This is a genomic window from Myxacorys sp. (genome assembly GCF_059501405.1).
In genome coordinates this window covers 151295-177298 of record NZ_JCACCM010000108.1, presented here as the reverse complement: position 1 = coordinate 177298, position 26004 = coordinate 151295, and the positions used below count along the sequence as shown (strand labels likewise).

At 47.9% G+C, this 26004-nt stretch carries 24 protein-coding genes; 12 read left to right on the top strand and 12 right to left on the bottom strand.

Annotation, left to right across the window (positions count from 1 at the left end):
* Positions 1–271 precede the first annotated feature (271 nt).
* Positions 272–796 (bottom strand): hypothetical protein, encoded by a 525-nt coding sequence (locus AC5I6P_RS14130; RefSeq protein WP_495694409.1) that lies wholly within the window; start codon positions 794–796, stop codon positions 272–274.
* A 132-nt stretch (positions 797–928) separates the two neighbouring features.
* A complete protein-coding gene (locus AC5I6P_RS14125; protein ID WP_495694408.1) occupies positions 929–1243 on the bottom strand; it encodes a hypothetical protein in 315 nt (104 codons plus the stop codon).
* Between the two features lie 104 nt (positions 1244–1347).
* Between AC5I6P_RS14125 and AC5I6P_RS14120 the strand changes: the two genes are divergently transcribed.
* Positions 1348–1815, top strand: a complete 468-nt coding sequence (locus AC5I6P_RS14120; protein WP_495694407.1) for a hypothetical protein — start codon at positions 1348–1350, stop codon at positions 1813–1815.
* On the opposite strand, the gene rsmG is transcribed toward AC5I6P_RS14120, so the two are convergent.
* Complete coding sequence (rsmG, locus tag AC5I6P_RS14115) at positions 1812–2543, bottom strand: 16S rRNA (guanine(527)-N(7))-methyltransferase RsmG (RefSeq protein WP_495694406.1); 732 nt, start codon at positions 2541–2543, stop codon at positions 1812–1814. The genes AC5I6P_RS14120 and rsmG overlap by 4 nt on opposite strands.
* A 44-nt stretch (positions 2544–2587) precedes the next feature.
* The gene (locus AC5I6P_RS14110; RefSeq protein ID WP_495694405.1) at positions 2588–3274 is read right to left on the bottom strand and encodes an ABC transporter ATP-binding protein; all 687 of its coding nucleotides are present in this window, start codon (positions 3272–3274) and stop codon (positions 2588–2590) included.
* A 213-nt stretch (positions 3275–3487) separates the two neighbouring features.
* Between AC5I6P_RS14110 and AC5I6P_RS14105 the strand changes: the two genes are divergently transcribed.
* On the top strand, positions 3488–4405 hold the full coding sequence (locus AC5I6P_RS14105; protein ID WP_495694404.1) for a Sll0314/Alr1548 family TPR repeat-containing protein: 918 nt from the start codon (positions 3488–3490) through the stop codon (positions 4403–4405).
* A gap of 385 nt (positions 4406–4790) precedes the next feature.
* On the opposite strand, the gene AC5I6P_RS14100 is transcribed toward AC5I6P_RS14105, so the two are convergent.
* The gene (locus AC5I6P_RS14100; RefSeq protein ID WP_495694403.1) at positions 4791–5579 is read right to left on the bottom strand and encodes a superoxide dismutase; all 789 of its coding nucleotides are present in this window, start codon (positions 5577–5579) and stop codon (positions 4791–4793) included.
* Between the two features lie 227 nt (positions 5580–5806).
* On the bottom strand, positions 5807–7507 hold the full coding sequence (locus tag AC5I6P_RS14095; protein WP_495694402.1) for an RluA family pseudouridine synthase: 1701 nt from the start codon (positions 7505–7507) through the stop codon (positions 5807–5809).
* 43 nt (positions 7508–7550) lie between these two features.
* On the opposite strand from AC5I6P_RS14095, the gene mug reads away from it, so the two are divergent.
* Entirely contained in the window at positions 7551–8180 is a 630-nt protein-coding gene (gene mug, locus AC5I6P_RS14090) for a G/U mismatch-specific DNA glycosylase (protein ID WP_495694401.1), read from the top strand.
* Positions 8181–8284: 104 nt separating this feature from the next.
* On the top strand, positions 8285–9649 hold the full coding sequence (locus AC5I6P_RS14085) for a glycoside hydrolase family 76 protein (protein ID WP_495694400.1): 1365 nt from the start codon (positions 8285–8287) through the stop codon (positions 9647–9649).
* Positions 9650–9681: 32 nt separating this feature from the next.
* On the opposite strand, the gene rsmA is transcribed toward AC5I6P_RS14085, so the two are convergent.
* Entirely contained in the window at positions 9682–10560 is an 879-nt protein-coding gene (gene rsmA, locus AC5I6P_RS14080; protein WP_495694399.1) for a 16S rRNA (adenine(1518)-N(6)/adenine(1519)-N(6))-dimethyltransferase RsmA, read from the bottom strand.
* Positions 10561–10577: 17 nt separating this feature from the next.
* Positions 10578–11606 (bottom strand): phosphoribosylformylglycinamidine cyclo-ligase, encoded by a 1029-nt coding sequence (gene purM, locus AC5I6P_RS14075; protein ID WP_495694398.1) that lies wholly within the window; start codon positions 11604–11606, stop codon positions 10578–10580.
* A 348-nt stretch (positions 11607–11954) separates the two neighbouring features.
* Between purM and AC5I6P_RS14070 the strand changes: the two genes are divergently transcribed.
* Entirely contained in the window at positions 11955–13118 is a 1164-nt protein-coding gene (locus AC5I6P_RS14070) for a septal ring lytic transglycosylase RlpA family protein (RefSeq protein ID WP_495694397.1), read from the top strand.
* A 31-nt stretch (positions 13119–13149) separates the two neighbouring features.
* Here the strand turns inward: AC5I6P_RS14070 and AC5I6P_RS14065 are convergent, their stop codons facing one another.
* From AC5I6P_RS14065 to AC5I6P_RS14055, 3 genes are all read right to left on the bottom strand, one after another.
* Positions 13150–14361 (bottom strand): class I SAM-dependent methyltransferase, encoded by a 1212-nt coding sequence (locus AC5I6P_RS14065; RefSeq protein WP_495694396.1) that lies wholly within the window; start codon positions 14359–14361, stop codon positions 13150–13152.
* 283 nt (positions 14362–14644) lie between these two features.
* The gene (locus AC5I6P_RS14060) at positions 14645–14872 is read right to left on the bottom strand and encodes a hypothetical protein (protein WP_495694395.1); all 228 of its coding nucleotides are present in this window, start codon (positions 14870–14872) and stop codon (positions 14645–14647) included.
* A 792-nt stretch (positions 14873–15664) separates the two neighbouring features.
* Positions 15665–16849, bottom strand: a complete 1185-nt coding sequence (locus tag AC5I6P_RS14055; RefSeq protein ID WP_495694394.1) for an NAD(P)H-quinone oxidoreductase subunit H — start codon at positions 16847–16849, stop codon at positions 15665–15667.
* Positions 16850–17150: 301 nt separating this feature from the next.
* Here AC5I6P_RS14055 and AC5I6P_RS14050 point away from each other — a divergent pair, with 301 nt between their 5' ends.
* The gene (locus AC5I6P_RS14050; RefSeq protein ID WP_495694393.1) at positions 17151–17714 is read left to right on the top strand and encodes a Uma2 family endonuclease; all 564 of its coding nucleotides are present in this window, start codon (positions 17151–17153) and stop codon (positions 17712–17714) included.
* Positions 17699–18568: a 16S rRNA (cytosine(1402)-N(4))-methyltransferase RsmH gene (rsmH, locus tag AC5I6P_RS14045; RefSeq protein ID WP_495694392.1), complete on the top strand. Its 870-nt coding sequence runs from the start codon at positions 17699–17701 to the stop codon at positions 18566–18568. The genes AC5I6P_RS14050 and rsmH overlap by 16 nt, the downstream gene beginning before the upstream one ends.
* Here rsmH and AC5I6P_RS14040 read toward each other — a convergent pair.
* The gene (locus AC5I6P_RS14040; RefSeq protein ID WP_495694391.1) at positions 18563–20962 is read right to left on the bottom strand and encodes an ATP-binding protein; all 2400 of its coding nucleotides are present in this window, start codon (positions 20960–20962) and stop codon (positions 18563–18565) included. The two genes, rsmH and AC5I6P_RS14040, sit on opposite strands and share 6 nt — an antisense overlap.
* A 733-nt stretch (positions 20963–21695) precedes the next feature.
* Here AC5I6P_RS14040 and AC5I6P_RS14035 point away from each other — a divergent pair.
* The 5 genes from AC5I6P_RS14035 to leuB all read left to right on the top strand — a co-directional run bounded on the left by AC5I6P_RS14035 (position 21696) and on the right by leuB (position 25920).
* Positions 21696–22421: a response regulator gene (locus tag AC5I6P_RS14035; protein WP_495694390.1), complete on the top strand. Its 726-nt coding sequence runs from the start codon at positions 21696–21698 to the stop codon at positions 22419–22421.
* 122 nt (positions 22422–22543) lie between these two features.
* Positions 22544–23212, top strand: a complete 669-nt coding sequence (locus tag AC5I6P_RS14030; protein ID WP_495694389.1) for a Uma2 family endonuclease — start codon at positions 22544–22546, stop codon at positions 23210–23212.
* A 62-nt stretch (positions 23213–23274) separates the two neighbouring features.
* Complete coding sequence (locus AC5I6P_RS14025) at positions 23275–23502, top strand: hypothetical protein (protein ID WP_495694388.1); 228 nt, start codon at positions 23275–23277, stop codon at positions 23500–23502.
* 477 nt (positions 23503–23979) lie between these two features.
* Positions 23980–24768 (top strand): type 1 glutamine amidotransferase, encoded by a 789-nt coding sequence (locus tag AC5I6P_RS14020; protein WP_495694387.1) that lies wholly within the window; start codon positions 23980–23982, stop codon positions 24766–24768.
* 66 nt (positions 24769–24834) lie between these two features.
* On the top strand, positions 24835–25920 hold the full coding sequence (gene leuB, locus AC5I6P_RS14015) for a 3-isopropylmalate dehydrogenase (protein ID WP_495694386.1): 1086 nt from the start codon (positions 24835–24837) through the stop codon (positions 25918–25920).
* The last annotated feature ends 84 nt before the right edge of the window (positions 25921–26004 follow it).

Here is a 26004-nt window from a genome sequence, read left to right as displayed (position 1 = left end):
AATTTCGAGATGTGCCGATTCCATGCTAATTCATCTTCTCATTCAGCAACGCCAATTACCGAATGTGCGATCGCGGCTAGTGAAGATGCAGCAATGAGGCGATCGAGCTAAACGAATTTCTCACTCCTCAAGGCAGACCAATTTCAACCGATTTCCCAGCAACGATTTCAGGATCAGATCAAGAATTCAAACAAGGCGTTCTCGTTCAAGATCTAGATGGTCACATCGTTCAGCTACTCAAGAAGTCGAGTCGCTAAGAACAGTTCCCCTTCTACACGTTCTTCTTACTCTCTGGCTCAGAGGACTGTAAAGCCTTATCTAACACAGCGCGAGCGTCTTCTGCTTGGGCACGAGCGTCTCGATAGCGCAGATTAGTTTGAGCATAGTTTTTCAAAACTTTGAAGCCTTCTTTAAGTTGATTGATTTCTTCTTCAGTCACTAAATCATCCGTAAACAGCACATCAATGTGTTGGCGAACTTGCAGCGCTTCAGCGCGGCTCTCCTGAGCCTTGAGCTTGAGCGTTGCTAGAGCGCTCAGAATTTGGACGGCTTGATTGATAGAATCCTCATTGTCAGATGCGGTTCCGGCAGAATTGCGCCCTGCATTAATCCCGGTTGGATCTTTAATCTCAATGAAGTTCTTAGGACCAAATCCATCCGCCAAATCGGTCGGTAGTTTTCCCTCGTCCATTAATTCCATTAATTGATCCATCGCCTTTTCACGGGCTTTAGACGAGTCTTTACCAGGAACGGTCAGAATAATCTCGGGGCTTTGAGCAAGTGTGTACTGAACCATGAGGTGCTACAGAATCAACAGTAATGTCATGATAGAAGCATGATCTATCCTTTTTGATCTTAGCCTCGAAACTTTGCCACAAGAGAAAGAGACTCCTAGGCGCTGTGCAAGTAAAGAGCAGCCTCTAAGCTATCAAAGTAGCCATGAAAGCAACTCAACTGTTGCTGTTCCGTGTGTTGGGTCATCCCACCCATCGATATCCAACACAATCTCCTCTGGAGCAGTGCGATCGCGATTGATGAACGCTGCCACGACTGCGCCTCGCATCTTGCCCACCGCTTCGCTTGCTTGCAGACTTGGTTTTCCAGACAGCTGATGGTCACTTGGCTGGCCAGCAACTCCTGATTTGGCAGCGGCATCCGAACTCAGTTTGAGATCTGAAAAGCGAACTACAAGCGGGCATTGAACAGCAAGATCGTAGGGCAGTTCCGAATCACACACTGCCATGACATAATGAAGACGCTTAAAATTCTGGAGAGCCTGATTCTATTCTGTTTCAAGCTCCCTTTCCCATTCTTACTTTTGATTGCTCATGAATTATTCAGGTTAGGGTGCGATTTGCTTGCCAAGCTCTACACGATCACGCCAATCTAGGAGATTTGAGTGCCATGCTGTTCAATCGCCGCTTTCCTAAATTAAGTCTCAGCTTTCTCGTACTCTTAGCTATTACCAGTGGAATGGTTGTCTATTGGGTTTCGCCGTTGAGAGATCCGTCTTTTCAGCCTGGTACGAATGCAGGTTCCCTCATTCCGTGGGTACAGGGCGTTAGTGAAGAAACGTGGGTGATCAAGGCTTCTCTACTGGCGGCTCTCTTTGCGACAAACATCACCTTTATCACTTGGCAGTGGACTTCAGCCGAAGTTGCCCAGATGATGAGTCCATCGCAGAGAGTTGGCAGAAGAATCTCTCCCGTCCTAGCGCTCTACTATGCGCGGTTGATGGGAACGTGGATTTGCATTTTTATCGGCTTTGAAGCCTTGTTTATCGGTTACCTCCTCTACCAGTGGATGCTCGATTAAATAGGAGTCTGAGTCGGAATGCCGATCGCTCTTGGAAACGCCTTTGGGGTGAGCGCGATTTTCTTGAGATACAGGACGTGACGGACGCTCCCGGTGAGGGGAGTTTCAAACGCATCAGAGCGTTCTAGCGCTCCACCAAGCGTTTCGAGGGCAGAGGTTAAGCCACGTTCTTCTTCGGCTGTCCATTGTCCCCGATAGAGCAGGGCGACTCCTCCTAATTTAAGGAGCGGCAAGGTGTATTCAGCGCAGACCGAAGCGGCGGCAACGGCACGAATGAGCGCGACGTCATAGGTTTCGCGGTGGAGAGGATGTTGCCCAATCGCTTCGACGCGCTCGCACAACGGACGAGTATTGCCAACTCCGATCTGACTGACCGCCGTCTTTAAAAAGTTGACCTTCTTCTGAGTCGAATCGAGCAGAGTCACTGTCCAATTGGGATGCGCGATCGCGATCGGGACACCCGGAAATCCGGCTCCGGTTCCGATGTCGATCGCCCGAGAAGCCGTCGGATTTAGTGATTGAATACCGCTTAGCGAATCCCACAGATGCTTTTCCCAAAACTCCATTGGGTCAGTAATGCGGGTGAGATTAAACTGGCGATTTCCGGCTAAAACCGCTTCATAGAATGCTTGAAATAGTCGCTGCTGTTTTGGATTCGGTTGCCAATTCAGCGTTCTTTGCCAAAGCTCTAGCATTTCTGGCAGCTTCGGCGTCTCTTCGTCGGTCATGCTCTAAACGGTTGCTACACTTTACAGCCTACACGGTTGCGATCCTACGGAGCTTGCAAAGCAATTGGGCGATTGCGATCGCTCTCGGCAGCAAGCGTTTTAGGGTTCACTTCTGCCAGTTCGCCCTGTCGAATGGTCCAGCAGCGATCGGCAATCGACACCAGTTCACTCGCATCGTGCGACACCACCAGAAGCGTCCAGTGAGTTTTGAGTTTTGCGAGTAAGTTCACCAACTGACGCCGCATTGACCAATCGAGTCCGGCGGTTGGCTCATCGAGGAGGAGAATGCTGGGTTGACGAATCAGTTGTACGGCGAGGGCGAGGCGGCGCTGCTGTCCGCCGCTCAGCGAGTGGGGCGGCGTGCGGAGCGGGAGATGATCGAGTCCAACTTCGGCTAAGGCATCATGCACACGAGCGGAGCTTAATTCAGGATGTCCGAGCCGCAATTCTTCTAAAATAGAGCCACCGCAAAAATGACGTTCTGGGAACTGAAAGACCAGCCCGCTCATTTGCTGCATGTGTAAAAACGTTAATTCTTGTTCTCGCCAGAGCATGGTTCCACTGGTTGGCTCTGCTAATCCAGCTAAGATTTCCAGCAAAGTACTCTTTCCGGAGCCGCTCGGTCCAACAATAAGTCCTAACTGCTGGGGCGCAATTTCTAAATTGAGAGATTTTAGAATGGCAGTCGGGGCGGCGGTTGGATGATACGACAGATCGCGAAGATAGAGCATTTAGCGTAAAAATTTTAAAGTGGGGATCAAGCGTGTCTGAGCCTAGTTTACCCACAACCCGACTGGCTGGGGTGAATTTGGGAGAGAAATTCTGGCTTGTGCCGAATTCGGGTTACCCTGTGTAGGCACAGCGAGTCAAACTTGCAAGTCAATTTGGAAACCTGCGATCGCTTTATTGCGTCAACTTGCTGGATATCTTGTGAGAACTGCTCTATGGTTAGGTTGTCTGCTGCTCAATTCCGTTGGACATCTCGGCATTTTGGACGAAGTTTAGGCGCGGCGGCAATGCTAGTGAGCTTGCTAGCGAGTCCGTCTTGGGCAAAAGATCCGTTTAGAACCGGAAGCGCAGCTAAACCGATTGACGATCAAACAGAAGCGGCGTTCCGCTCCGTATTTGAGAAGGGAGATTATGTCAGCGCCAAAAATGCCTTGGCGAAGACACCAGCCAATGAGCCGTTGGCAGCCGCTTTAAAGGCCGCGATCGCGTACACCTACTGGTCAGGCGAATCGAATGGGCAAGCCAAACAATCTCTTCTAGATCAATTCAGCACTTACGCCACTCAGACCAAGCAAGTCGCAGAACAATCGAACGATCCCCTGCGTAGCAATCTTTATAAAGCAGTTGGCAACTTCTTAGAAGGAGCTTACACCGTTGGCAAAAACGGTGTGGTACGTGGTACACCAGGAGCATTAGGCAAACTTCAGCAAGCCTTTCAGAATTTGGATGCCGCCGAAAAAATCAATCCCAACGATCCAGAACTCAATCTGATCAAAGGCTACATTGATCTACTGCTGTCGGTAACAATCAATCTGCCGTTATCAAGCCCAACCGATGCGATTAATCGCTTGGAAACCAAGGCTCAACCAACTTACCTTTCTCAACGCGGACTCGCGATCGGCTATCGAGATTTGAAGCAGTATGACAAAGCCTTACAAGCCGTTGACCGAGCGATCGCAGCGGCTCCTGCAAATCCTGACTTAAAATACCTCAAAGGACAAATTCTTTACCGTCAAGGCAATAAAGCCGGAAGTGCTGCCCTGTTTCAGGAGGCATTGAAAAATGCAAATCAGCTTCCACCCGCACAGGTGAGCCAAATTCAGCGAGAACTGAAGATAGCGCAAGGTCGATAATTAACGTGAGTTGAGGCCGAGCCAAAAGCTTTACTCACAGCCGTCTTTCTGTGTAGTTCGCGATAGACGACCCACTACGTGTAGCGAAAGCGAATCGTGTCCCCCTGCAAGAACTACTGTAAAAACCCCTACTAACCCTCCGTAAAACACAGTTCTTACGGAGGGTTTAATTTAGATTTATCTCTACATGCAAATTGGCATACCGAGGTTAGCTTATCAGAAACTTTACGTTGCTTGTATTGTTACGCAAGTCCTCAAGGGTGAAGACTTGCTTGCCACTTTGAAATGGACGCAGCTTGAGAAACTCGCGATCGCGATAGATCAAACCCCTCTCCAAGAATGATGCGATCGCAGACTCCTATCCCTGCGATCGCGCCTCTGCCATCTAGCTACTTGCCGTTCCTAACCGGACTTTTGCACGGCGATCGACCTCGGCCCAATTCACGACATTCCACCAGTTGCTGAGATACTCAGCCCGCCGATTTCGATACTTGAGGTAATAGGCGTGTTCCCAAACATCATTTCCCATAATTGGGAAGTTGCCCTCGCTAATCGGATTATCTTGATTGGGCGTTGTTGTAATTTGAAGCTGACCTTGCCCATTACGAACTAGCCAAACCCAACCACTGCCAAAGCGATCGCCGCCCGCCACGTTAAACTGCTTCTGGAAATTCTCGAAGCTGCCAAAGGTTTGATTGATCTCTTGTGCGATCGCACCCGTTGGCTGTCCGCCTCCATCGGGACTCATAATTTGCCAAAAAATTGTGTGATTCAGATGTCCACCCGCATTATTGCGGACTTTCATCCGAATCGATTCGGGAACGCTATTAAGATCTCTCAATAACGCTTCAACACTGCGATTTTGCACTTGCGGCTGGTCTTTCAACGCCTCATTCAAATTTTTGACATACGCCGCGTGATGTTGGTCATGATGCAAGCGCATCGTTTCTGCATCGATCGCTTTACTCAGTGCATCGTACCCATAAGGTAAAGGCGGAAGTTGAGCAGGGGAAGCACTCAGCGCCCGAGCAGGATAGGCAACAGAGACATCCGGAGAAGCGGGAGCCGGGCTTTGTGAATTTGCAGTTGGAGTAGGTTGACATGCTGCAAACATCACTACCATTACTAGCCCAAGCAACAGCTTAAGCGAGTGTTTTAGCAATCGTTTCATCATAAGAATTCTCAACGTTAATAATCCTCAACTAGAACTAATTCAATTTCAGAAAACTATATTTTTCATTTTGAAGCAATACACCCGAGTTATAAATCTTATGTACTCCTAGTTCATAGATCTTATGTAAATAGCAATCTCGCCAGTAGAATCTCCGCTCTACATTTTCATTGCTGCGCTACTACCATAATTGCTTATAAATCTGTGTGACTTAATAAAAATTGATTCCTCTAAAAGGGCGTTTCGGCTTGCAGGTAAATCCGTTGCCCATTGTGAGGATGATCAAAAGACAGCGATCGCGCATGCAGATGTAATCGAGTCGTTGCTGTATCCTTTCCATACAGCCGATCGCCCAAAATTGGTACTCCCAGCCCTCTCTCATCTGCCGCGTGAACTCGAAGCTGGTGAGTCCGCCCAGTCAACGGGACAAACTCTAGACGAGAGCCGTTTTGCGCACGATCGATGACTTGAAAGCGCGTCACGCTAGGCTTACCGCGTTGCCAATCCACCTTTTGTTTGGGGCGATCGCAGGGGTCGCTCCAGAGCGGCAACTCAATCATGCCATGCAGTTGCTCAATAGGTTGCGCCAAAACCGCTTCATAAACCTTGTGGACGTGTCGCTGCTGAAACTGTTGGCTAAGCTGTCGATAGGTGGCTGCATCTCGCGCTAGTAGCAGCAGCCCAGACGTGTCTTGATCTAACCGATGCACAGCATAAATGGCATCTTCCGATCCACGCTGAAAGCGACTCAACACGCTGTCTTGAGTGTGGAGATAGCGACCTGGCACGGAAAGCAGTCCCGATGGTTTATCGACGACAAGCAGCCAGTCATCTTCATAAACAATTGGGAGAGATCCTGAATTTTGGATTGGAGTTAAACAAGCTGATAACTGGGGTGACAGTCCTGACAGCAGAAATCCCATCAAGGGCTGACAGCGATCGCGGCAAGCTGGGTAAAATTCTCCCTGAACTTTATCGCCATTAGCAGAGGGAAAACCCCACCAGAATTCCGCCATTGCTAAAGGTTTAAGCTTGTGAGTTGCAGCATAGTGGAGCAGTTTTGGGGCGCAACATTCGCCTGTACCTGTTGGAGGTGCCCCGTTGGGCATGAGTTGACGAAGCGATCGCGTCTCTCCTAAAAAATTAGTCAGTTGATAGGCGTGATGCATCTGTGCTTGCAGCGTTTGAGAAAGCGTTTTGCGTTGCCGCTTCAGATGGCAGATTTGATGATTCGCCTGCTCAATTTTTTGTTTAAGCGGTTTTAGAATATCGTCGCGCTGTTGTTTTAAGCGTCGCCGCTCGATGCCATCCTGACGGCTCTGCTGGTCTAATATCTCTAGCGATGCAGCCAGCGCTTCGTCTATTAATGTTTGAGAAAGCCTCTGGCGCTGAACCTGACGATTCGCTTTGCGTTGGCAGTGATGCTGCGCGATCGCTTGTAACTGGGTCTCAAGCTCTTGGCTTAGCACTTCATACTGCTGCCGTTCAGGAATCTGTTGTAGAGCAAGTAGCTGCTGCTTCATTTCCTCTAACAAAGATAGCGTGTGAGCTTCCTCTAACATCACGCGATTGGCTTCAAGTTGCAGAGGATCACGCCCTGAAATCGGGGTTACCCAACCCTCAACTTCGCTTTCTCCATTCAGCAGCCCAGAGAAAGCCTTTAGCACCCACTGTTTGCCTAATAGATCTTGAACTAACAGTACACCATACATTTTGCCTTCCCGACTATAGCGTTCATCCGTCGCAAGGTGCTGCATTAATCCGCGCGCGATCATTTCTGAAAATCGGGTTCGAGGAAGTTTCGCAATGCTACCGCCATTAGCACACGCAACCCCGCCGGAATCGCAGCGATCGCCATACCAGTACAGTGCAGATGAGCGATTATCAAAAAAGTCGTTCTCATCGATGAATGCTGAAATTGGATGAAGCACAACGTTATGCAAAAGAACTTAGTAACGCAATTTAGAATAAAAATTGCAGAATTATAATAAAGCGGAGATTGCTATTTTTAATTTGCTGCTCAATCAATATAAAACTTACATTGTTGCCATGCAAGCCTATCCTAAACCCACTAAAGCCGAAATTCAGGCAGCATTCGGTAGATTCATACCAGATGTTCTTGCACCCAACTTAAAGGTTTTATTTTGTGGCATCAATCCTAGTCTTTACAGTGCAGCAGTTGGGCATCATTTCGCCCGTCCGGGCAACCGCTTTTGGCCCGCACTCCACGCCGCAGGCTTTACCGATCGGCTCCTCACACCAGCCGAAGATTGCGACCTGCTAAAATCTGGCTACGGACTCACAAACCTTGCACCACGCGCAACTGCACGTGCCGATCAGCTAGACGTGGAAGAACTATTGGCAGGGCATCAACAATTAAGCGCAAAAGTGCAGCACTATCAGCCTCGATTTCTCGCAGTGCTAGGGGTGAGTGCTTACCGGATTGCGTTTAACCGTCCTAAAGCCGCGATCGGAGAACAGCTAGAATCTCTAAACGGCACCCGAGTTTGGGTATTACCAAATCCGAGCGGATTAAACGCTCACTATCAATTGAATGACCTTGCACGCACCTATCGAGACCTGCGAGTGACGGCTGAAGAATAATTGAAATACTGCGTCGCTACCACTTTCCTGAGAATTTACCGTTGAGCTTGGTCACACTTGCCTCTATGATCGGTACTTTGCAAATCCGTGTTAGGAGCGAAGGTATGGTCTTGGGCAGTTGTCATTCCGGTATTGCAGCAGGTATGGTTGCACTGCAACTCTTCTACAACTCCTCTACAGGACTCTGGAAGACAACGAATTGGTGGAACTCGGCAAACGCCCTACAAACAACGGCTGAGTACTCTCGGTTAACGGGTGACTCGACCTACCGCAAGACACTCTCCAATACTTTCGAGAAGCAAAAACACAAAAAATTTTTAGACCCCTGGTATCGAGATGACGACGGCTGGTGGGCGCTTGCTTGGATCAAAGCCTACGATCTGACCGGGGAAACTCGCTACCTTGACATGGCAAAAACAATCTTCAAGGATATGCAGAAGGGCTGGGATGCGCAGTGCGGGGGCGGTCTCTGGTGGCTTAAAAAGCAGCGAAACTACAAAAATGCGATTACAACCTCATTGTTTCTGTCAGTTGCAGCGAAATTACACCTAAGAACACCAAACGATAAGGGTACAGGAAGCTATTTGAACTGGTCAAAGCGATCGTGGGCGTGGATCAAAAAATCCGGCATGATCAACTCGAAACAGTTGGTCAACGACGGCTTGAATAGTCGTTGTCGCAACAATGGAGAACCGACATGGACTTACAACCAAGGCGTATTAATTGGCGGATTGGTTGACCTGCACAAAAGCACCCATGATCCGAGTTTGCTAAGGCAGGCACACGCAATCGCAGATGCCTCAATGCGATCGTTAGCTCCAAACGGAATTCTGCGTGAGGTCTGTGAACCGGACTGCGGAGAAGATGGCGAGCAGTTTAAAGGCATCTTTATGCGAAACTTGTCAGCTCTCCACCAAGTTTCACCAAGAGATTCGTACCGCAAGTTTATTGTCAAAAACGCGATGTCAATTTTAAAAAATGCTCGCCGCCCTCACTTTGGTCTCAGTTGGTCAAAACCGTCTGATCGGGCCAATGCCGCACGGCAAAGTTCTGCTTTGGATGCGCTGAACGCCGCGATCGCAATAACGTCGCAAAATCAGATGTATCAGGCTGAATCAGCTTCCTTAAACAAGCTCTCAATTCTACAAAAAGGAAAAGGATATGTGACCGATTGGACTCGCGATGGTCAATGGATTACCTTTAATGTTGACTTAACTTGTTCAGGTGCTTACGATTTGGCATTTCGCTATGCTTCAGAAAAAGATGCCTCTCGCACGGTCTATATCAATGGCAAAAGTATTGCTGAAAATCATCGTTTCTCTAGTACTGGTGACTGGAAGTGGCGTCAAACTCACCTCTCCAAGGTGCGGCTTAATGCAGGGCGCAATACGGTTTCGGTCATTTTTAACCGCTCGAAAGGCAGCCGTAATGAGTTGAGGTTCGATGAATTAGCCGTCAAACCGCGTTAGGGCAATACCTGTATCTCTGACACCTTGCATCACTAAGTTTCTATAGAATTATCAGAATCGAGAGAATTATCAGAATCGAGAGTCAAGCGATCGCTCAATGCTACCCAGTTTTCAACACTCAAATCTTCGGCCCGAACTTGCGAATTAATACCCAACTCTTCCAAAATTTGACCGAGTTGATCGGGTTCAATTTGACTTTTGAGATTATTCCTCAACATCTTTCGGCGGCTCGAAAACCCGGATTTGATCAACGTCTCCATCCGACGCGGATTGGTAGGCGGAGTTGCAATCTGACGAGGACGCAGCCGAATGACTGCCGAATCTACTTTGGGTGGAGGCTGAAAAGCTTTAGCGGGTACATCGCAAATGAATTCAGCCTGGGCTAAATATTGCACTCGCACTGACAATGCTGCGAAATGGGTTGAGTGAGCCGGAGCACAAATCCGTAAAGCAACCTCTTTCTGAACGAGGAGTACAATGGAATCAAATGGTTTAGGATTCGGGTTTGAGATCGTGCCTAACAACTTCCCTAAAATAGGTCCGGTAATGTTGTAGGGAATATTAGCGACGACTTTATTAAGATGCTGAAATTTTGGAAAGGGTTCTAACAATACATCAAGATCAATCGTTAAAAAATCACCTTGCAACAGCAAAAAGTTTTCAATCTTACCAAACTTTTGCATCAGAATCGGGCATAGATCACGATCAAGTTCAACCGCAACTACAGCTTGAGCTTGCTGAAGTAATTGACGAGTCAAAATGCCTGTTCCTGGGCCTATTTCGAGGACGCGATCCTTTGGAGATTGGCTTTGCCAATCGCGCTCACTTAATTCTGCCGCACTGACAATTTTACTCAAGGCTTTTTCGCTCTTGAGCCAGTGTTGCCCAAATTGTTTTCTCGCTTTTGGCACAGCTTTAGCCTAAGAGTTTAAGTTGGTAAACCGACTAATTGACCCTCACCCGGAATTACGGTTCCTAGAGTAGAAGCGTTGATGCCTTGCTCGCGCAAAAATTGAATTGTTTTTTCCGCTTGATCAGGCGAGACAATCACAACAAATCCTACTCCCATATTGAAAGTGTGAAACATGTCCCTCGGTGAGACATTTCCTTCTGCCGCTAACCAATGGAAAATTGGCAAAATCTCCCAGCCAGACGGATCAATTTCAACCGTCTGATTGGGTTGCAGACAGCGCGGTAAGTTTTCTGGCAGTCCGCCCCCGGTGATGTGAGCCATTCCGTGAATCGGAATCCCGCTTTTAAGCGCGGCTAGAATGGGTTTAACGTAAATCTGAGTCGGGGTGAGCAGCACTTCGCCTAACGTTTTGCCCTCAAGCAGGTCAGGGCGATCGCTCCACGCATAACTATGATCGCTGACAATTTTCCGCACCAAACTAAAGCCATTGCTATGAACGCCCGTACTAGGAAGCGCGATCGCAATATCGCCAGTTTGCACCTGCGAGGCGTCTAAAATTTTACTTTTTTCTACAATGCCAACCGAGAAACCCGCAAGGTCATACTCATCCGCCTGATAAAATCCTGGCATTTCTGCGGTTTCGCCGCCCAGCAACGCACAACCTGCTAACTCACATCCTTGAGCAATGCCATCAACAACTTGCGCTAACTGCTCGGGTTCTAAGTGTCCAGTCGCTACATAGTCTAAGAAGAAAAGCGGCTCTGCTCCACACGTCAAAACATCATTTACACACATGGCGACTAGGTCGATCCCCACCGTGTTGTGACACTTTAATGTATGCGCCAACTTCAGCTTCGTTCCAACCCCGTCTGTACCAGACACCAAAATAGGTTCCTGGTATCCACTCGGTAGTTGAAATAATCCACTAAAGCCACCAATTCCTCCCAACACTTCCGGGCGGTGGGTGCGTTTCACCATTGTGCTGATGCGATCGACAAAGGCTCGACCTGCTTCAACATCAACTCCAGCTTCACGATAATCCATGCTAGATGACAAGACGGCAAGATTTCAGCATAACTCACAATGTATGTGAAGTTAATATGAAGTTATCATGAAGCAAAGAAATCTATCTATAGACAGATAACAGCCTAATCGCCCTCTGAAAGGAACTTCCAGAGGCATTTTCATATGTGAAGGAACTGTGAAGTTTCATTACTTACTGATAGCACCCTGATCCCCTTGGTAAAAACTTCATGTTAGTCTGTTGCAGTTCTGTAACCAGGAGTGAACACGGAGTGAGTACGAGTTTATCGATCAGCCATTTAAGCGTTCATCGCGGTGCAATTCGCTAAAACCCTCGGACTCTAGTTTGAAGTGACTCTCAAAAGGGATATGAATAAAAAACTGATAAGCGGCCTGACTGCCACTTTGCTGCTGAGCGCAGCACTGAGTGCAACCTCTAGTAATAGTGCGGAAGCCACCCCGGCAGGAAGCCAAGACTCTCAAGCTGAATCTTCAGCCCCTCACCCGCTTCCCCTCGAGCCTCGAATAGGCAACTCGGCGAAGATGGGTCAAACCCTGACTCAACCCCAAATTGCTTCATCTCAGAGCAACGATGTGGTGAAAGTTGGTGAACAGCAAACTCCCGCTTCTCAAGCCGAGGATTCCATCGCTAAGATTCAATCTCACGATCTCTCAGGGCGCAAAGCCGCCACCGTTTACGTCAAAGATATTCCCGTCGTTACGTTCGTCGGTCCACAGCGAACAACCTCTAGTGACATCAAAATGGGAGAGGTGCAAACCGACGATGTTAAACCCGCAAAGCTCAAGTCTGGTTCTGGAAATACCCCGGTAGGAACCCCTTCTGAGCCGCGTCAAAATTTTGAAAATTCAGGTGATCCAATTGCTAGAGCTACCGCAATTGCCGCCAAACTCAATCAACTTCACCGTCAAGGGGCCAAGGCGGATTCAATCACCGTCAAGTGGAAGCCAAACCAGAGTCAGCCCCGCGATGCGTCCGCAAGCGGTCGCTACATGATCGAAGCCAACAAAATTGCGCTGATTGCGGTTGATTCGGAAACAATTTTGCCCGATACAACAAAGAGCCCTGAACAGGATGCGCTTCAAGTGACGAACCGCCTCCGTCGATTGCTCGGAAATGCACCCCCGCTGAAAGCGGTGAAGGGCAAACCAGAGCGTCGCAATGAGCAGCAGATTTCCTTCGGACCAATCAAACTGACGATCAATGGCATGGCGTCTTGGTATGGTCCTGGGTTTGATGGCAATCGCAGCGCCAGTGGAGAAGTGTTTAACCAGAATGCAATGACAGCGGCTCACAGGACGCTGCCGTTCGGGACGAAAGTTCAGGTGACAAATCTGGATAATGGTCGATCGGTTGTCGTGCGGATCAACGATCGCGGTCCGTTCTCAGGCGATCGCGTCCTTGATCTCTCAGCTGGTGCGGCTCGCATTCTCGGCCTGATTCAGTCTGGAGTGGCTCCGGTTAAACTCGAAGTTTTTGACAATCGCCGCCGAACCGCGACGGTAGAAAATTAACTGATGTCTTGTAGGGATGCGCTCAACATTCCTACAGCATCATGCTCAACCCTGTCAGGCACTTCTGGTGTTCTGACAAGTTCTTGCCCTGAATTAAAATGCCAAATCCACCTAACCCCATCGGACTGATGAGTTGATGGAGCGCATCTCTGCGGCTTAATCGCTCACGAAGGTCTTGGGGACTGGTGGTTTCGGTTTGAGTGAGTTCGGTTAAGCGATCGCCGAGTCCCAGCGCCATTAGAAATAATCCTTGCTGTGTGAATCCCAGCGTATCTAGTCCAGAGCGTTCGCCCTGAAGCTGCAAGGCTGTGAAGTTCACATGAGCAGTAATGTCTTGTTCGCCAATGTGGACGTAGGGATCGCTGTGATAACTATGTTGGTAGTAGCATTGCAGCGTACCTTGCGGTCGGGCTGCATTGTAGTATCGCTCTGCCGGATACCCATAATCAATCGTCAACACATAGCCACGCTTCAATCGAGCGGCGACCATTTGCATCCATTCGATCGCGGCTAAATTGACTTCTGTACGATAGCCCGTGGGATACCGAGAAACATCCACTCCGACAAAGTCGAAATAATCGATTAATGCAGGAGTTGAGCAATCTGCAACGACTTCTACAAACCGATTGGTTTCGGTTGTGACAAAAATTTCTTTTAACTGTTGATCTTGCACCGTCACTAAGTGAACCGGAAATGCATCAATCAGTTCGTTGGAAAAAAAACAGCCTGTGATCGACTGGGGTGGAATATCGTCGAGGGCACACCATTCGACTGATAATCCTGATCTGATCCAAGGCTGCAAGCGCGATCGCTGTTCCGCAATATGAGCTTCTGCCTTTTCAACAATCAAGTATTGCAGAGAGTCATAGCACTCTACATCGTGATGCTTTAAATAATGGAGAATATCACTCGCGAGTAGCCCTTGTCCCGCACCCATCTCCACTAAGGTAAAAGGCGTCGGTTTTTCCAATACTTGCCACATTTGAGCAAGCTGTTTAGCTACTAATTCACCAAAATCAGCAGCTAAATGGGGCGATGTGAAAAAATCACCTTTCGCCCCAATTTTTTGCTGCCACTTGGTGTAATAGCCATATTGCGGTTGGTACAGGGCCCAGCCCATGAACTCAGCAAACGTAATTTGCTGTTCGCTTGTTTCCGAAATTTGCTGAGTTAGAAATGAGATTAAGTCTGCGCAGCTTCTACTAGGTTGACAATTTGCGCCAGTTTCCTGCTCTTGCTCCATAACCTACACACTAAACCTTTACTCTATTGCACTTTCAAAAACTCTATAGTAGAATTTTTGTACTATATAAAGATTGCTGAATGAAGAGTGAAAAGCATAGTAGCAATCGATGAAAGCAATTAGCAATATCAATTACTGCCCCGATCAGCTACAAGCAATCTGGAAAAGGTAAAGACCTAGAAGCTTTATTCCAGAGCAACCCCAGATTTAGTGTTTAAGGTACCGTGCACTAAGGCCAAAGGCCATCCACACTAGCGTTGAACAAGCAAACACAGCGCACAACCTACGCTTTGATCAATTCTTTTTCTGGGGAGTCTTCGTTTGAAGGTTGAGCAGGAGCAGTCTTCGCCATAAACGCAACTACGAATTCTGCATTGGGACGAGTCTGTCTCAATACCTTGAGGTAGCCATCTGCATCATTGCGACGACGAAAACGAGTCACAACTTGGCGCTCAGCATTGGGCAGAAGTTGATAGATAATCCAGGGAGTCAACTGATCTTGGTATGTCATGGTTTCGGTGGAGGAATGAAGAATAGGTACAGTAGCGGTAGGTGAAGCTTTAGCCGAGTGAAAGGGAAATCTTTGCGTTAAACGCTATATGTAGGCTCAATGCCAAACCCACAACTATATATAGCGCTTAATTCAGTAGGTGTCAACTATTTCTACAGACTCTACAGATAGACTGAAGGCCGGGATCACCAATCTTTGCCAGCAATTGAAATCGCGATCGCAATTGCTGTCAAATAAGGTTTGCGTTGACAAACACAGCGGCAATATTAAAAATGAAGCAGCTTTAGATTTACTCAATATCTAGAAATAAAGACAACTCATTGAGAATCAATAATGTAATGAGAACAACAGATTTGCCTAGCCTAGCCGCAAAATCAACAGCTGGAAAACTGTAGACACAAATGTTGTTGCTAGCAGCAGCACTACATCATAGTCTTTCACTGCAATTTTTCTATCTCAAGGGAGAAAAGAGAAACGTAAATCTAAGCAATGCAAAGGATACCGTTAACCGAGGTTATCGAATGATGACTAGATTTCATCCTAGCGCAAAAACCTGCCTAAAATGCCAAAATTGGCATCGTGTACTGGTTGCGTCATAAATCGCAACACGACAGGACAGGTGGTTACCTGTCCTTTATATTCATCCAAGGCTCAGCATGAAGTGCAGGTCAACCCATGACTGCACGCAGAGCCAAGAACTGCACAATTACGTTATTGCAAACTCAACCGCATTGCAGCCTTTGCAAAACACATTAGCACCTCTTACAGAGTTAAAGAGGATTTAACGCAATTTCATCGATCAACTGATCCCATAATGATATCAACGCTGCCTAAAATCGTGACAATATCAGCAACTTTCATTCCTTTCACAAGATAAGGCAGGATTTGCACATTGTTAAAGTCTGCTGGACGCACTTTAAAGCGCCAGGGAAAAACATGGTCGTCTCCCATGATAAACACGCCTAACTCGCCTTTTCCGCTTTCCATCCGAACGTAATGTTCGCCTTTAGGAATTTTGAACGTTGGCGAAACTTTTTTACCAATAAATTGATAGTCAGCGCCATTCCACTCAGACTTAGGGCCTTCCATCATACGCTTTGCTTCCAGGTTCTCAAACGGACCTCCTGGCAATGCTTTTAGCGCTTGACGAAGAATTTTCACCGACTCTCGCATTTCTCGAATTCGCACGATATAGCGGGCAAAACAGTCGCCTGCGGTCTCCCACTGCACATCCCAATCGAAATCGTCGTAACATTCGTAGTGGTCAACTTTCCGCAAGTCCCACTTTACGCCTGATGCCCTCAGCATTGGACCAGACAATCCCCAGTTAATCGCATCATCTCGGCTGATCGCACCAACGCCTTCAACGCGGCGACGGAAGATTGGATTGTTGGTAATGAGTCGTTCATACTCATCTACTTTGGGCATAAAGTAGTCGCAAAAGTCGGTGCACTTATCAACCCAGCCGTAGGGAAGATCTGCCGCAACGCCGCCAATTCGGAAATAATTGTGATTGACGATGCGATAACCCGCCGCCGCTTCCCATAAGTCGTAGATCATTTCCCGTTCGCGGAAGATATAGAAGAAGGGAGTTTGTGCCCCGACGTCTGCCAAGAACGGGCCAAGCCAAAGTAGATGGTTAGCGATCCGGTTAAGTTCCAGCATGATGACGCGAATGTAGCTGGCGCGTTTGGGGACTGGAATTCCGGCTAGTTTTTCTGGAGCGTTAACCGTAATCGCTTCGTTGAACATACCTGCTGCGTAGTCCCACCGACTCACATAAGGCACAAACATAATGTTGGTGCGATTTTCGGCAATTTTTTCCATACCGCGATGCAAGTAGCCGATCACGGGTTCGCAGTCGATCACGTTCTCCCCATCTAGGGTGACAATCAACCGCATGACACCATGCATCGATGGATGGTGCGGACCCATGTTGAGAACCATGGGTTCAGTCTTGGTCTCGATCATTGCCATAGGTGTTCTGCCTCTCCCTTGATAACCCTCTCAAAAGCCCCTGTTTTTCTACGGCAGCAGGTGGTTAAAATGCTTTTATCCCGTCAAACGTGTGGAACTTTTATCTAGCGTCTGTTACATCTCCTTCATTATAGAGATACCTGGGTGCAAGCGCGGCTCCAAAATGCTTTAGCTAAAATCTAGATTTGTGATTTATCAAGCCAATTTCCACATGTAGCCTTTATCATGCGGCCTTTATGAAAGATGGCTGATGTCTGAGCAATATACCGGGATCAGTTGAATTCGTAAGAGAGAGGTCGATATGGTACAAACCCCTATTAAGCCGATCACACTAGAAGAGTTTCTAAAATTGCCAGAAACCAAACCTGCCAGCGAGTATGTCAATGATCAAGTTATTCAAAGGCCGATGCCTCAAGGAAAACATAGTAAGTTGCAGAAGAACTTGATCAAAAGTATTGATGGAGTCGTTGAGGAACCAAAAATTGCTCAGGCATTTCCTGAGCTACGCTGTACCTTCGGTGGACGCTCGACAGTTCCAGATGTAGCCGTGTTCACTTGGGCGAGAATTCCTCTCGACGAAGATGGTAATATCGCGAACGTGTTTACATCGGCTCCCGACTGGACAATAGAAATTCTTCCACCCGATCAGAGTCCGACCAGAGTCACTTCTAACATTGTTCACTGTCTGAGACACGGCACTCAGCTGGGATGGCTGATTGATCCCGCAGAAAAACTACTGCTTGTGTATGCCACCGATCAACTTGTGGCCATTTTTGAGGTTGAGACGGATGTTCTGCCTGTTCCAGGGTTTGCGAAAGAATTGCAACTCACGCTCGGAGATTTATTTGGATGGTTGAAAGTGTAGTGTTCTCCCACGTGCCGGTATTGAGCCGGGAAGTGATAGACGGGTTGGCGATTCGCGCAGGCGGACATTATTTAGATGCAACAGTCGGCGGTGGCGGACATGCTGAACTGATTTTGTCGGCGGCAGAGGTTCAGGTCACGGCATTAGATCAAGATGAGAACGCGATCGCAGCCGCTCAAGCCAAGCTACAACGCTTTGGAGATCGCGTTCAGTTTCACCAGAGCAATTTTGCTACATTTGCTCCGGGCGAGCTAAAGTTTGACGGAATCTTGGCAGATTTGGGTGTCAGTTCTGCTCAGTTTGACATTGCAGAACGAGGATTTAGTTTTCGTCACGAAGCCCCGCTGGATATGCGGATGGATCAACGGCAAGAGTTGACCGCCGCCGAGGTAGTGAATTACTCGGATGAATCGGAACTTGCGAATATTTTTTACGTTTATGGAGAAGAACGGTTGTCACGACGCATTGCTAAACAAATTGTCGAACGGCGTCCCTTTACAACCACAACCGCTTTAGCCGACGCGATCGCGCATTCAGTTCCAAAGCAATATCGCTACGGTAGAATTCATCCAGCAACGCGCACCTTCCAAGCGTTGAGAATTTTTGTGAATCGAGAATTAGAGGTGCTAGAAACCTTTATTGAAACAGCACCACAGTGGTTAGCTCCGGGGGGAAGGTTAGCGATTATTAGCTTTCACAGCTTGGAAGATCGCATCGTCAAACATCGATTAAAGGAATCACCTTTTCTAAAAGTGTTGACGAAAAAACCAATCACTCCTCAAGAAGATGAACAGCGGGAGAATCCGCGATCGCGCTCCGCTAAACTCAGAATTGCAGAGCGGTTATCCTCATAAGAGAACACGGCTTGAAACGAGCGCGATATCTCTAGGAATCTCGACACTAAAGGTTGAGCCTTGTCCTACCTGGCTTTCAACGGAGATCGATCCGTTCATCAACTGAACTAACCACCGAGTGATTGCTAGCCCTAGACCCGTACCAGGATATCGACGGCTAATGCTTTGATCAACCTGGCGAAATTCTTCAAAAATATGTTGAATATCAGATTGGGCAATGCCAACACCCGTATCTTGAACAGAAATTACAATCCGCTCAGGTGTAACTTCTCGAATCATAACGTCAACAGCACCAGTATCAGTAAATTTAATTGCGTTAGACAATAAGTTGACCAACACTTGACGAAGGCGATAACGGTCATTGGTCACCCAGGGATTGTTGAGACACGATTCGCTTCGCAGGGTTAAATTTCTTTGCTCAGCCAGCGATCGCATCTCTTCGGTGGTTGAAAGCAGCAGATCAGACAAGTTAAATTTTGCAGGCTTTAACTCTAACCGTCCCGATTCGATTTTGGACAGATCAAGAATGTCGTTGATCAGAGCTAGTAAGTTGGTGCTGTTGTTAAGAATACGACTCACCATGGCCGCAGGTTTTGGTTCTAGTTTATTGTGCCTCAGCAGTAGCTGCGAGAATCCCATAATCGCATTCATCGGGGTGCGCAACTCGTGAGACATGGTTGCTAGAAATTGGGTCTTTAGCTGAGCCGCTTCCGTGAGTTTGAGATTTTGCAATTCGATTTGCTGACGTTGATTTTCGAGTTCCTGATTCTGATGAATTAGCATAGCGTTTTGATGCGCTAATCGTTCTTCTCGTTCTTCAAGCGCATTAATGAGTTGAGCATTGTTGAGCGCGATCGCGGCTTGCTCGCTAAATGCCATTAACAACTCCAAGTCCCCCGTCTTAAACGAGGCCTGTTCTGTCCAGCTGCCGACGGCAAGAACGCCCAATCCAGCAGCATTAGAAGATGCCACCTTTCGGAGCTTTGCTGGACGAATCGCAACAGCGCAAAAAAAGGAAAGCCCGGAAGATTGCCGTTCCGATCGTTCCATTAAATAAGGTTCTCCGGTAAGAAAAACCTGTTCTAGTGTTTCGCGAAATGGAAATGTAGCGTGTTCTAGCCCAATCGTAGCGCTAACCTCAAGCTGATCGCTGTAAGGATTATGTAACAAAATCAGACCAAAGTCAGCACCCGGAATCGCCGCACAAGCAGAATCGATCGTAGCTTGCAGCAAACCTGGCAAATCGGTTAACCGTTGATTAAGCAGATCGATTAAATCTTGTAGCGCTCTTAACTGCTGCTGCTGTTCGCCCAAATCTAGAACAGCTTGACGTAAGTTTTGTTCTGCTCGTTGCGTCACCTGATGCAAAAGTGCATTGTCAGCTACCAAAGCAGAGCGTTGTGCTAAGTCTTCTGCAATCTCTTCATTAGTGTTAGGGATAGCGTTGTCATCGCTGATCTCTTTAGTAAGAGTAGTTTCAATGGGCAACACATCAAAAAAGGTTTGCAACTCGACGAGCCGACGTTCTAAGTCACGATTGAGTTGAAGAATTTTTTGCTCGTCTATTTTGCGTTGAGTGATGTCATGAATGATGCCAGTCATGCGAGAAAGGTTGCCGTGTTGATCTCGTTGAGCTTTCCCTCGTGCAGTGCAGTAGCGGTAGTTTCCAGAAGCGTGCAACACGCGAAACTCAACCTCAAACGGTGTGTCATGCAGCAGATGAGTTTGAATCGCGTGCTGTACTCGGGTTTGGTCGTCTGGGTGAATCAGTTGAAGAAAGGTATCGTAGGCTGTACCGATTTGCGCTCCTTTAGAGCCTGGTAAAGCCAGCCGAGTCACTCCTAAAATTTCGAGTAAGCGATCGTTGCAAAACACTTCGTTTTTGCAGATATACCAATCCCAGATTCCATCGGTTGAACCTTCTATGACTAAGCGATACCGCTCTTCGCTCTCCAGTAATTTTGCGCTGACTTCACGGGCGAGTAATTCAGCTTGATGCAAACGCATCACTTGTCCCAACCGGAGCGATAACTCGTTGGGTTGAATCTGACCCTTAAACCAACAATCGTTTGCACCCTCTCTCATCAGTTCGACCGCTAATGCTTCGTTGCCTTGACTGAGCAGAACGATTAGCGCAATAGGAAGGCCGCGATCGCGAATCTGTTTGACTAGCTCTAATGCGTTGCCATCAGGGAGATGATAGTCCACAATTGCGCAGTCGAACTGGCCCCCAGCGCTCCCTTCAGAGTTATTCAAAGTCCTGATTGCCTCTGCCTTCGTCTCAACTTCTACGACTTCTCGAAGGCTTGCTCCTGATTGATGCAGTAAATGATGAATCGCGATTCGAGCGACAGCGTCATCATCAATAATCAAGATTTTGAGAGGGGCGTCCATGACTCAACTAAAGAACAAAGGTTATCCAGAATAAATAGGCTTTGAGAAGGACATGCTCTCGACTTTCAAACCGTGCTGTAGCAGGTACAAGCAGCCCTAGTGAAAATAATTAACGTGTTCAATGCAGTATGCACTAAACAAACAACTTTATTTTTTCTAGCGTTTGCCCAACTATATTTTTATTATTACTTTTGTTAAAAGAAGAGATATCGTCCGTGAGAAAGGTTGGATCTATAGACGGAGGATGAGTTTTGTAGCTCATCCTCAGAGAGACCTCTATGATTATTCTCTTCTCCAGCAAGTTCAATAGAGGATGTTCAGCATTAGAGCCTGGTTCTATCAGCTAGGGTTCACTCTAGTTTTGAGGTGAGTCTAATAAGCCGCTAACGGATAACCCGATGTATGCCTACATCGCGCTCACTTTCGAAACTTGGGTACAATGACACTCGCTCTGAAGTCAAGTACGACTTCAGAGCGAGTGTGAAGTTATATAACAGAGCTTAGCCTTTCTCGGCTAAATTTCTATCCTAGGACGTATGTCATAAATTGCGTAACATTGCTAGTGGTCTACGACTGCATCTAGAATGAGAGCGAAAATTGACAGTGGTTGTTCTGTGCAGAGCGCCATTCTATCGGAGTCACTTAAACTGCGGGTCACAATATTAACTGCACAATTACATAAGCCTGTTGTTAAACGTTCTGCTATGTTCTAATCGCTATAGGAGTAACGCCAATGAATACTGACATTCGTATCACACTCGTTGAAGATCATGATTTAACTAGGGTCGGGATGAAAACGGCTCTGCAACAGCGAGTCGGGTTCCAGGTGGTGGGAGAAGCCGCTAATGGAACCGATGGGTTAAAAATGTTGATGGCGATGAAGCCAGATGTGGCGATCGTGGATATTGGGTTACCCGACATTGATGGAATTGAACTGACGCGTCGCTTTCGTCAAGCTCAAGCGCTGATGGAGGATGACACGCATACACGGGTTTTGATTCTGACGTTACAAGATAGTGAGGATGTCGTCTTAGCAGCATTTGCGGCAGGAGCCGATTCTTACTGCATGAAGGATGTTAGTCTCGATCAGCTGATTGAGGCGTTGCGCGTCACTAATGAAGGTAACTCTTGGATTGACCCTGCGATCGCACGGGTGGTGTTGCGCCAAAATCACTCCTCCCAAGTGGTGCAGGGGACGGCAGATGAAAATAATCTGGTCGCGATCGCGGCGGCAGAACCAGAATATAACCAAATTATTGAAGCGTATCCGCTGACGGAGCGGGAGCTAGAAGTATTGCAACTGATTGTAGATGGATGCAGCAATGCGGTGATTGCCGAAAAGCTGTTTATCACAGTGGGAACGGTGAAGACCCATGTTCGGAATATTTTGAATAAGCTGTGCGCTGACGATCGCACTCAGGCAGCCGTGCGAGCGTTGCGATCGGGCTTGGTGGGTTGATGTCAACATTTTGATGTTTAACGTTGGGTAACGGATTGAGCGGGTTCTCACGCGACCCAAGTTTTTAATCTGCAAAGGCAGGATGATCTGATCGTCACGCTCTAGACTAGAGGACAAGAGCAGTGTTTGCAGGTCGCGGAGGTCAGATGGTCACGCTACAACTAAGACAGATCGACATTCCGCCAGGACACCGCATTCTTTTTCGAGATGTAAGTTGGCAAGAGTTTGAGGCGATTCTCGATGAGATGGGAGAGAACCGCGCATCTCGTGTTGCCTACAGTGGAGGAATTCTAGAAATCATGGCTCCATTGCCCGAACACGAAACGACAAAAGTATTCATCAGCGATTTTGTCAAAATGCTGCTGGATGAAATGGGCATTGAATGGATTTCTCTAGGCTCGACTACCTTTAAGAAAGAGTTGATGGCTGCCGGAATTGAGCCAGATGACTGTTTCTACATTCAAAATTATGCACAGATGGTTGGGAAAAAACGTTTGGATCTCTCGGTTGATCCACCTCCCGATCTGGCTCTGGAAGTTGACCTCACCTCTAAAACTCAGATGGTTGCCTACGAAGCGCTAAAGGTTCCTGAGGTTTGGTGCTTTGACAATGGTGTGCTTAAGATTTACGTCTTGCAAAATGACCAGTATGAGCTTGTTCAGACGAGCCCCACGTTTCCAGATTTATCGCTGGTGCAAATGATCCCACAGTTCATTCGGCGGGGCCAGTCCGAACCAATGAGTGCGGTGAGACGATCGTTCCGTCAATGGCTCAGAGAGCAGACGGGATGAGCAAGCTCGTTGCGTTAGATGCGACAATGGTTTCGTTCCTCTCACGCAAAGAGCTTTAATGGATGTGGCGCGTAATTGTGAATTGCTCTGCTGATAGTTGGGTCACTCAGGCTAAAGCATTCAATGAGATTCTGGCAAAATACCCGACTAAGCCGCTCTCTAGTAAGAAGATGCAAGGGGATGGGCGGCGGATTATGGAATTTCAGCTTGACGATGTAAGTGATGCAGAGTCGCTTCAAGACGAATGTTTGACGCTTGAGGGTTTTATGGCGCAGTTTGAATCGTTGTAGATCAATGCTCATGCTCAGACATTGGCTGTTGAAAGTGTACGGTTCAACAGCCAATGTTTAAGGTTCAACGACGAATGTCTGAGGTGCGTCGTTGCAAGTCTGAGGTGGGCTGAGGTAGGTTGAACATTCAACGACGAATGTTTGAGGTTCAAGCGTGAATGTCTGAGGTGCATCGCTGATGCTCAGAGGTTCAAGCGTGAATGTCTGAGGTTCAAGCGTGAATGTCTGAGGTGGACTGAGATAGGTTGAACATTCAACGACGAATGTCTGAGGTTCAAGCGTGAATGTCTGAGGTTCAAGCGTGAATGTCTGAGGTTCAAGCGTGAATGTTTAAGATTCAGCAGTGATTGTCAAAGGTTCAAACGTGACGTAAAACACTTCAGCAGTGAAGCATGAAGTTCTACTCTTCAAAGGCTAACCCTCGACTGTGGCGATTGCTTCGCAAGCCCTAACGATCGCACTGTCGGGACGTTAACGTTGAGCATTTTAATTGTTGATACATCTAAGACGGGTTTAGGAAATAACATGGCAACTGATCGCTCTCACCTCAAAATTCTGCTGCTTCAGATGCGAGAGGATGATTTTACGCGCCAAGAGGAATTCGATGAATTCGTGCGCTATAGTCGCCTTGATGCGAGTCAATTCAAAGTTCTCGATACCTTCGTTACGCCTGAGTTCGAGCCGTCAATCATGGATGAATTTGATGCTCTGTTCATCGGCGGATCGAGTGATGTTTCCGTTACTCAACCGGATATCTATCCCTTTATCATCCCAATTAAGAATCTATTAATTCATTGCTTAGATCAGGAAATTCCCGTTCTAGCTTCCTGTCTTGGATTTCAAGCCGCCGTAGCCGCATTGGGTGGTCAGGTCATTATTGATAAAGCCAATCTAGAAATGGGAACCTATCAGATGTGGCTCACCGAGGCGGCGACAGATGACACATTGTTTCACGATGTTCCCAACGGCTTTTGGGCAGTGTCGGGTCACAAAGAACGAGCGTTAGTGATGCCCGAAGGAGCCGTGGTGTTAGCGTACTCCGATCGCTGTCCGTTCCATGCTTTTAAAGTCTCAGGCAAGCCATTTTATGGGTTTCAGTTTCATCCCGAAGTAGACGCGCCCGATATGGCAGAGCGGATTATTCGATATCAGAGCCGCTATTTAGACAGTGATGAGCAGGTGACTCAGATCTTGAGTAATCTTCAAGACACTCCGATCGCAAACCAACTGATTCAAAAATTCGTCGATCGCATTCTCCTCACCTAAGCTTTCGTTCCGAATTAGCGATACGGTATGATACTGTCCGCAGTCCGATGAAAAACTATAACCGACATGGCACAGCATCGCATCACGCTCCTTCCGGGCGATGGAATTGGTCCTGAAATTATGGCAGTCGCCGTCAAGGTGTTGAAGACGGTCGGTGAAACCTTTGACTTAACCTTTGAGTTTCAAGAAGCGCTGATTGGAGGCGCGGCGATCGATGCCACAGGCGAACCGCTTCCTGCTGAAACCCTAGAAATGTGTAAGAACAGTGACTCTGTGCTGCTCGCCGCGATCGGGGGCTACAAATGGGACACGCTACCGCGCCATCTGCGCCCCGAAACTGGACTGCTCGGACTCCGCGCCGGACTCGGACTCTTCGCTAATCTCCGTCCCGCTACCATCTTGCCTCAATTGATTGACGCGTCCTCGCTCAAACGCGAAGTCGTCGAAGGCGTTGATATTATGGTGGTGCGAGAACTAACCGGAGGCATTTATTTCGGTCAGCCCAGAGGTGTGTTTACAACCGAAACGGGCGAAAAGCGGGGCGTCAACACGATGGCGTACACCGACTCTGAAATCGATCGCATCGGTCGCGTTGCGTTTGAAACAGCTCAAAAACGCCGGAAGAAACTTTGCTCGGTTGATAAAGCCAACGTGCTAGAAGTGTCGCAACTGTGGCGCGATCGCATCACTGCCCTCGCCGCCGACTACCCCGATGTCGAACTGTCTCACCTCTACGTCGATAATGCGGCGATGCAACTCGTTCGCTCACCTAAACAGTTTGATACGATCGTCACTGGAAATTTATTTGGAGACATCCTTTCAGATGCCGCTGCCATGCTCACAGGCAGCATCGGCATGTTGCCCTCTGCCAGTTTGGGCGCATCTGGTGCAGGCGTTTACGAACCCGTTCATGGATCTGCCCCTGACATTGCCGGACAAGACAAAGCCAATCCCCTCGCCCAAGTGTTGAGCGCAGCGATGATGTTGCGCTATGACTTAAACCAGCCCGACGCTGCCAACCACATTGAGCAAGCCGTACTACGCGTCCTAGACCAGGGCTATCGAACCGGAGACATTATCGCAGAGGGCAACACCTTAGTTGGATGCGAAGCGATGGGTAATATCCTGATTAAGGCGCTAACAGAAGAATAGATAGATCGTGAAGGTGAGATGGCTTATGGCACTGCCTCTCTACCCAAAGACAGGTCTTCTACCGTTCACATTCCATTTATTTTG

Excerpts from the sequence above, each read along its gene's own strand:
- AC5I6P_RS14130 (WP_495694409.1), bottom strand. The coding sequence starts at position 796 with ATGGTTCAGTACACACTTGCTCAAAGCCCCGAGATTATTCTGACCGTT.
- AC5I6P_RS14125 (WP_495694408.1), bottom strand. The coding sequence starts at position 1,243 with ATGGCAGTGTGTGATTCGGAACTGCCCTACGATCTTGCTGTTCAATGC.
- rsmG (WP_495694406.1), bottom strand. The coding sequence starts at position 2,543 with ATGACCGACGAAGAGACGCCGAAGCTGCCAGAAATGCTAGAGCTTTGG.
- AC5I6P_RS14110 (WP_495694405.1), bottom strand. The coding sequence starts at position 3,274 with ATGCTCTATCTTCGCGATCTGTCGTATCATCCAACCGCCGCCCCGACT.
- AC5I6P_RS14105 (WP_495694404.1), top strand. The coding sequence starts at position 3,488 with ATGGTTAGGTTGTCTGCTGCTCAATTCCGTTGGACATCTCGGCATTTT.
- AC5I6P_RS14100 (WP_495694403.1), bottom strand. The coding sequence starts at position 5,579 with ATGATGAAACGATTGCTAAAACACTCGCTTAAGCTGTTGCTTGGGCTA.
- AC5I6P_RS14085 (WP_495694400.1), top strand. The coding sequence starts at position 8,285 with ATGGTCTTGGGCAGTTGTCATTCCGGTATTGCAGCAGGTATGGTTGCA.
- purM (WP_495694398.1), bottom strand. The coding sequence starts at position 11,606 with ATGGATTATCGTGAAGCTGGAGTTGATGTTGAAGCAGGTCGAGCCTTT.
- AC5I6P_RS14070 (WP_495694397.1), top strand. The coding sequence starts at position 11,955 with ATGAATAAAAAACTGATAAGCGGCCTGACTGCCACTTTGCTGCTGAGC.
- AC5I6P_RS14065 (WP_495694396.1), bottom strand. The coding sequence starts at position 14,361 with ATGGAGCAAGAGCAGGAAACTGGCGCAAATTGTCAACCTAGTAGAAGC.
- AC5I6P_RS14060 (WP_495694395.1), bottom strand. The coding sequence starts at position 14,872 with ATGACATACCAAGATCAGTTGACTCCCTGGATTATCTATCAACTTCTG.
- AC5I6P_RS14055 (WP_495694394.1), bottom strand. The coding sequence starts at position 16,849 with ATGGCAATGATCGAGACCAAGACTGAACCCATGGTTCTCAACATGGGT.
- AC5I6P_RS14050 (WP_495694393.1), top strand. The coding sequence starts at position 17,151 with ATGGTACAAACCCCTATTAAGCCGATCACACTAGAAGAGTTTCTAAAA.
- rsmH (WP_495694392.1), top strand. The coding sequence starts at position 17,699 with ATGGTTGAAAGTGTAGTGTTCTCCCACGTGCCGGTATTGAGCCGGGAA.
- AC5I6P_RS14040 (WP_495694391.1), bottom strand. The coding sequence starts at position 20,962 with ATGGACGCCCCTCTCAAAATCTTGATTATTGATGATGACGCTGTCGCT.
- AC5I6P_RS14035 (WP_495694390.1), top strand. The coding sequence starts at position 21,696 with ATGAATACTGACATTCGTATCACACTCGTTGAAGATCATGATTTAACT.
- AC5I6P_RS14025 (WP_495694388.1), top strand. The coding sequence starts at position 23,275 with ATGTGGCGCGTAATTGTGAATTGCTCTGCTGATAGTTGGGTCACTCAG.
- leuB (WP_495694386.1), top strand. The coding sequence starts at position 24,835 with ATGGCACAGCATCGCATCACGCTCCTTCCGGGCGATGGAATTGGTCCT.